At 69.0% G+C, this 6,148-nt stretch carries 8 protein-coding genes and 1 tRNA gene; 5 read left to right on the forward strand and 4 right to left on the reverse strand.

What is annotated here, in order from left to right; translation table 11 throughout:
- Positions 1-612 (reverse strand): hypothetical protein (locus VNF71_13120; protein HVA75493.1); only part of this gene is annotated, 612 nt, incomplete at its 3' end.
- Between the two features lie 23 nt (positions 613-635).
- Between VNF71_13120 and VNF71_13125 the strand changes: the two genes are divergently transcribed.
- From VNF71_13125 to VNF71_13135, 3 genes are all read left to right on the forward strand, one after another.
- The gene (locus VNF71_13125) at positions 636-1,547 is read left to right on the forward strand and encodes an SAM-dependent methyltransferase (protein HVA75494.1); all 912 of its coding nucleotides are present in this window, start codon (positions 636-638) and stop codon (positions 1,545-1,547) included.
- A gap of 41 nt (positions 1,548-1,588) precedes the next feature.
- On the forward strand, positions 1,589-2,035 hold the full coding sequence (locus tag VNF71_13130) for a hypothetical protein (GenBank protein HVA75495.1): 447 nt from the start codon (positions 1,589-1,591) through the stop codon (positions 2,033-2,035).
- A 71-nt stretch (positions 2,036-2,106) separates the two neighbouring features.
- Positions 2,107-2,964 carry a zinc metalloprotease HtpX gene (locus tag VNF71_13135; GenBank protein HVA75496.1) on the forward strand — a complete coding sequence of 286 codons (858 nt, stop codon included), beginning with the start codon at positions 2,107-2,109 and terminating at the stop codon, positions 2,962-2,964.
- On the opposite strand, the gene VNF71_13140 is transcribed toward VNF71_13135, so the two are convergent.
- Positions 2,961-3,449 (reverse strand): YajQ family cyclic di-GMP-binding protein, encoded by a 489-nt coding sequence (locus VNF71_13140; GenBank protein ID HVA75497.1) that lies wholly within the window; start codon positions 3,447-3,449, stop codon positions 2,961-2,963. The two genes, VNF71_13135 and VNF71_13140, sit on opposite strands and share 4 nt — an antisense overlap.
- Positions 3,450-3,487: 38 nt before the next feature.
- On the opposite strand from VNF71_13140, the gene VNF71_13145 reads away from it, so the two are divergent.
- Positions 3,488-4,849 (forward strand): acyl-CoA synthetase, encoded by a 1,362-nt coding sequence (locus tag VNF71_13145; GenBank protein HVA75498.1) that lies wholly within the window; start codon positions 3,488-3,490, stop codon positions 4,847-4,849.
- On the opposite strand, the gene VNF71_13150 is transcribed toward VNF71_13145, so the two are convergent.
- A complete protein-coding gene (locus VNF71_13150) occupies positions 4,835-5,668 on the reverse strand; it encodes an enoyl-CoA hydratase-related protein (protein HVA75499.1) in 834 nt (277 codons plus the stop codon). The genes VNF71_13145 and VNF71_13150 overlap by 15 nt on opposite strands.
- A 78-nt stretch (positions 5,669-5,746) precedes the next feature.
- Here VNF71_13150 and VNF71_13155 point away from each other — a divergent pair.
- Positions 5,747-5,832: transfer RNA gene (locus tag VNF71_13155), tRNA-Tyr, on the forward strand.
- 81 nt (positions 5,833-5,913) lie between these two features.
- Here VNF71_13155 and VNF71_13160 read toward each other — a convergent pair.
- Positions 5,914-6,148: hypothetical protein (locus VNF71_13160; GenBank protein ID HVA75500.1), on the reverse strand; the 235-nt coding region annotated here is incomplete at its 5' end.

The following is a 6,148-nucleotide window of genomic DNA, read 5'->3' on the forward strand; positions in this document are numbered from 1 at the left end:
CGCCGGCTCGTCGAGGTCTTCCATCCCCGCCAGCCAAACCGCCTCGCGTCCGCCGGTCTGACGCCGGCGCATCGAAGGGAACAGCTCGTCACGCAGGTGCTGCGCGTACGGGCTCTCCCGGGGGTTGCGTGGATCGGTGAAACGCGAAAGGGCGTCGAGGTTGTGTCCCGGCTCGACTCGTACCGTCCGCGCGCCGGCGCCGGTGCAGATCGTCAGGTCGAGTTCGAGAGCGATCTCCGCCCCGAGCTGCCGGACGACCTCCGCCTGGCAGGGCTGCGACCACGCGAGCCGGGCGTCACGGTCTCCGGGAAGCACGATCACCTTGCGCCCGTAGCCCCTGGCGTACGCGCCGACAGCGCCCACCAGTCGGGAGTGCACACCGAGCGCAGCCATGGGGTCGACGCCAGAATCGAACAGGTTGCCCGCGAACACGAGCACTCCGGGGCCCGTCGCTGCCTCGACCGCGGCGGCGACCTCGCCGGCGGCGACGGTCTCGGCGGGCCCGGGTTCCCGGGTGAGATGGAGGTCGGCGACGACCATGACCCGGCCTCCCACCGGGACCTGTAGCGAGAGAAGGTCTGGAATCTCGGTCGGGGCGGCCAACGCGGGCATGGACCCTACTACGGTCCCCTGGCGTGCAGCCCTCGCACGCAACGCCCGGATCCGGCGTAGCAGCCGCCCCGGGAGGGCTCGCGGAGCGGGCGCGCAGGCTCGGCCCGCTGCCGTACTCCGCTCTCGGGATGCGCCCGGAGCCGGCGGATCTCCCCTCGCCGAGCGAGGTTGCGGTCTGGGAATCCTCGCTGGTCGACCGGCTCTGGGAGGCCGCTGGCCGTCCTGACCCCTTCACCGTCGTCCAGGTCGCCGCCGGCGAGGGGGCTGTCGCTGCGGAGATGCTTACCAGGGGGTCCCGCCCGGCGTGCTCGACGGCGTTGCGCCTCGTCCTGGTCGAAGGCGACCCCGCCCTGCGGGAACGCCACGCCGGCCGCCTGCCGGTTGAGGCGCCCTCGCTGATCCTCGGCCCCGTGGCTCCCGGGTCGGACCCCGACGAGGACCCGGCCCCGGTCTCGGGCATCGGCCCGATCGTCACCTCGCTGGGGGAGCTTCCGGTCGTCCGGGGATGGTGCCTGATCGTCGCCGTGGGCTGGTTGTCGCGCTTCGCCTACGACCTGTTCGAGTGGCGAGACGGCCGGTGGTACGAGTTGCGGCTCGCAGCGGTGGCAGATTCGGGGCCCGGCCTCGAGGCGATCGGCGTCGAGTTGGATCGGGACAGGACATCGCGGCTCGACGGGTTGGTCCCAGAGCAGGCTCGCGTGTACGGCGGGCGTTACGGCGTCCGAGACGGCGCCGCTGAGTGGGTTCGCAGCGCGCTTGGTGCCGGCGAGTCGGGTTGGGTGGTCGCCGCAGACCGCTGGGCGCAGAACACGGGGCCGGTCCCCGGTGGCGAGGTCCCCGTCGCGCTGGATCAGCTGGCGGCCGTCCGCCGTCCCGAGGCATACGCGCTGGACGGGCCAGGTGGGTTCGGAGTGGTCCGCTGGCGCATAGGTTGAGCGCTGCGATGTTCGATAACTGGCTGTGGCGAGCAAGCCCCATGGGGGGCGGGCGCGCGGTCGTGTTCGATCTCGACGGGGTGCTGTCCGACGCGGCCAGCCGCCAGCATTTCCTCGAACGACCGCGCCGGGATTGGGATGCGTTCTTCGAAGCATGCGGGGACGATCCGTTGATCGAGGAGATAGCCCGCCTGCTCGACCTGCTCGACGGGCAACTCGTGATCGTGTTGCTCACGGCGCGCCCCGCGAGGGTGCAGCCCCAGACCCTCGCCTGGCTGCACCGCTACGGCCTCAGGTGGGACCTTCTCGTGATGCGGGACTTCGGCGACTACGGGGCTGCTCACGAGTTCAAGAGGCGCTCGGTGCGGGAACTGAGAGAGGCGGGGTTCGATCTGGTCCTGTCGTTTGAGGACGACCGCCGCAACGTGGCGATGTTCCGGGACGAGGGGGTCCCTTCGGTATACATCCATTCGGGCTATTACGACTGAAAAGACCGCCTGGTGGCGCCGGATCGGATTCTTGCCCATTTCTCAGGTCTGCGGTCCACCATGATGGTGCTATGAGTCGCAACACCATCAAGACGACTTTCCTGCTGACCCTTCTCGGGGCGGTGCTCATCGCCATCGGGGGAGCCATCGGCGGGCGTGGGGGCCTCGTCATCGGACTCGCCTTCGCGCTCTTGTTCACTGGAGGCTCCTACTGGTTCTCCGACCGGATCGCGATCCGCGCCGCCCGAGCGGTGCCGGTGTCGGAGGAGCAGATGCCCGACTACTACGCGGTCGTGCGCGACCTGACCACGCGGGCGGGCATGCCGATGCCGCGCCTGTACGTGACACCCGATGCCCAGCCGAACGCGTTCGCCACCGGCCGGAACCCGGAGCACGCGGCGGTCGCCGTCACACAAGGCATCCTGCAGATCTGCAACTGGGACGAGATGAGCGGCGTGCTCGCGCACGAGATCTCACACGTCGGCAACCGCGACATCCTGATCTCGTCCGTCGCGGCGACCATCGCCATGGCCATCACGATGCTGTCGAGGATGGCGGCGTGGGGCGGCCTCTTCTTCGGCGGCCGCGACAACGAGGGCGAGAACATCTTCGAGATCCTCGCCCTGGTCATACTCGCCCCGCTGGCGGCGGTCATGCTGCAGTTGGCGCTGTCGAGGAGCCGGGAGTTCGAAGCGGACCGCTCCGGCGCTCGGCTGATCGGCGACGGCGAGCCGCTGGCCCGGGCTCTCTCGAAGCTCGACACGGCGTCAAAACAGATCCCGATGCCGCTCGCCCGCCGGGAGATGGCACCCCTCTACATCGTGAGCCCGCTGGCGGGGATGAACGTCTCGTTCAAGAGCCTCTTCTCGGACCACCCGCCGACCGACGAGCGGATCCGCAGGCTGCGCGCCCGGGAGTGGGCGAACTAGTCCCGGAAGTTCTCGAATTGGAGGGGGATGCCGAAGTCCTCCTCCTTGAGCCCGGCTATGACGGCCTGGAGGTCGTCGCGCTTCTTGGCGCTCACGCGGACCTGGTCCCCCTGAGTCTGCGAGGAGACTCCCTTCGGACCCTTGTCTTTGATCCAGCGGTTGATCGCCTTGGCGTTGTCGGATGAGAGCCCCGCCTTCAGCGTCACGGTCTGCCTGGCGGCGCCCTTGGAGGCCTCCTCGACCTTGCCGTAGTCGAGGGCCTTCAGAGACACCTTGCGCTTCACCAGCTTCTCCTCGAGCACCTGGAGCACCGCCTTCAGGCGGTCCTCGGTCGCTGAGTGCAGGCGCAGCTCGTTGTCGTGAAGCTCCACGCTCGACTCGGTGCCCTTGAAGTCGAAACGGGTCGACAGCTCCCGCTGGGCCTGGTCGACGGCGTTGCGCACCTCCTGCATGTCGACCTGGGACACGACGTCAAAGGTTGGCATGGCGCCAACCTACCGAACCCCTCTACGGTGCGCTTGCCGTGGACCTGATCCCCACCCTCTCGGCCGCCGGCGGCCCCCGATCGACTGCCGTCGCGGTGGACGGCCGGTCGCTGACCTGGGAGGAGCTGGCCGGCGCCGCCGGTGCGGTGGCGGCGCGGGTCATGGGCGTGGATCGCGTGGCTGTAGAGGCGACGCCGACGTTGGAGACGGTGGTGGCGGTCGTTGGGGCGCTGGCGGCCGGGGCGACGGTCGTGCCGGTGCCGCCGGACGCGGGCCCGATGGAGCGCGAGCACATCATGCGCGACTCGGGCGCTGTGGCGCTTCCCGTAGGTGTGGACGTGTCCGCCCGGAGTGAGCTGCCCCGGGCTGACCTGCCGGCTGATCGAACCGCCATGATCCTCTACACCAGCGGCACCACCGGACTGCCGAAGGGTGTGATGCTGAGCGCCCAGGCGATCGCGACAGACCTCGACCTGCTGGCCGCGGCGTGGGAGTGGACGCCGGAGGACGTGCTGGCGCACGGGCTGCCTCTTTTCCACGTGCACGGCCTGATCCTCGGGGTGCTGGGGTCGTTGAGGGTCGGCAGCTCACTCGTGCACACCGGGCGCCCCACCCCGGAGGCGTACGCGGCCGCGGGCGGTTCGCTCCTCTTCGGCGTGCCAACCGTGTGGTCGCGGATCGCCGCCGAACCGTCGTGCGCCTCGGCACTGCGCGGCGCCCGGTTGCTCGTCTCCGGGAGTGCCGGGCTTCCGGTGCCGGTCTTCGAACGGCTGACCTCGCTCTGCGGTCATGGGCCGATCGAGCGATACGGCATGACCGAGACGCTCATAACCGTCAGCGGTCTGGCGTCGGGCGAGCGCAGGCCCGGTTGGGTCGGCACGGCGTTGCCGCGGGTGGCGACGCGCCTTGTCGGCGACGACGGTGCTCCCGTGCCCTTCGACGGAGAATCCGTCGGGTCGCTCGAGGTGTCCGCGCCGACGGTCATGTCTGGCTACGTCAACCTTCCCGAAGAGACGGCTGGCTTGTTCACCCCCGACGGGTGGGTGCGGACAGGGGACGTTGCGTGCGTCGACGGCGAGGGCTGGCACCGCATCGTCGGGCGTGAGTCCACCGACCTGATCAAGAGCGGCGGGTTCCGTATCGGTGCCGGCGAGGTGGAGGCGGCGCTGCTGGCGCACCCGTCTGTGTCAGAGGCAGCTGTCGTGGGGGAACCCGACGACGACCTGGGCCAGGTGGTGGTCGCGTATGTCGTCGGCGAAGGTGTCGACGAGGCGGAGCTCGTGACGTTCGTCGCCGAGAAGCTCTCGGTTCACAAACGGCCGCGGCGGGTCATCGCAGTCGACTCGCTTCCCCGTAACGCCATGGGGAAGGTACAGAAGAAGCTGCTAGTCCGAGGCTGAGCCGAGCCGCTGGAAGTTCGGCGGGCGCTTCTCGACGAAAGAGGCGACACCCTCCTTGAAATCCGGGCGACCGAAGCTCTCGACCATCAGCTCGCGCGCCTCTCGCTCCGAGGGGCCCAGAGACGCCGTCAACTGCTCGTAGACCTGGCGCTTCATGATCGAAAGCGAGGTCGGTGAAACCCGCGCTGCAAGGTCACGTACGTACGCCTGACTGTGGGAGAGGACCTCCTCCTTCGGCAGCGCCTTGTTGACGAGGCCCATCGCCGCGGCCTCCTCGCCTGTGACCTTGCGCGACGAGAAGAGCAAATCGAGAGCGTGACCGGCGCCGACGATGCGCGGCAGCAACCAAGCGATACCCCACTCGGCGATCAACCCGCGCTGGGCGAACGCGGTCAATAACGGCGCGTCCGCGGCCATGAACCGGATGTCACAGCACAACGCGATCGGGACCGCCATGCCCGCGATGGCTCCGTTGATGGCGGCGATCATCGGCTTCTTGACGGCGAGGAGCCACGTGTACTCGCCGTCGAAGTCCAGCGGTAGCGGCTCCGTGGGAGCCGCGCCGAGGCCCTCGGGGACAGTGTCCACCCCGCCGCCCGAGCTGAGAGACTGCAGGTTCTTCATGTCGGCGCCGGCGCAGAACGCTCTGCCGGCGCCGGTGATCACGATTCCCACGACCGCCGGATCGGCCTCCGCCCTGTAAACACTGTGGCGCACCTCAGCGGCCATCCGTTGGGTCCACGCGTTCAGCGAGTCGGGGCGGTTGAGCGTGACAGTGGCTACCGGGTCGTCGACCTCGTACAAGATGTCCTGGTACACGTGGGCATCTTGCCAGGCGCGGGGTCGCGAGCGCCTGCGACAAGGGAACCGCGGCCTCGGCTACCATGAATGGTTCCTGGGTCGGTGCCCGAGTGGCCAAAGGGAGCAGACTGTAAATCTGCCGGCGTACGCCTACGGCGGTTCAAATCCGTCCCGGCCCACCAACGCGAACATGCAGGTCAGACGCAAGAAACTCCGGCAGGTCTGCCGGAGTTCTTTTCTTGCGGGTCGGGTTTATGGGGCAGCTATGGGGCAGCCGCGATCGGGACCACTGGCGCGAGCGGTTCGGGCTTGGCTGCGGCGACCTGCTCGTCGAGGTAGTCGGCGATCGCCGCGTTCCGCTCCTCCGCGGCGTGCTGGTAGATCAGCGCCGCGCGGAATGACGAGTGGCCGATGTGGGCCATGAGCTCTTTCGTGGTCACGCCGGGCTTGCGAGCGATCGTCGTTGCCGCGTGGTGGCGCAGGTCGTAGATCCGCAGT

The organism is Acidimicrobiales bacterium (assembly GCA_035533095.1).
Classification (GTDB): Bacteria; Actinomycetota; Acidimicrobiia; order Acidimicrobiales; family Palsa-688; genus DATLUM01.

Coding starts and splice junctions, on each gene's coding strand:
- VNF71_13135 (HVA75496.1), top strand. CDS start 2,107: ATGAGTCGCAACACCATCAAGACGACTTTCCTGCTGACCCTTCTCGGG.
- VNF71_13130 (HVA75495.1), top strand. CDS start 1,589: ATGGGGGGCGGGCGCGCGGTCGTGTTCGATCTCGACGGGGTGCTGTCC.
- VNF71_13140 (HVA75497.1), bottom strand. CDS start 3,449: ATGCCAACCTTTGACGTCGTGTCCCAGGTCGACATGCAGGAGGTGCGC.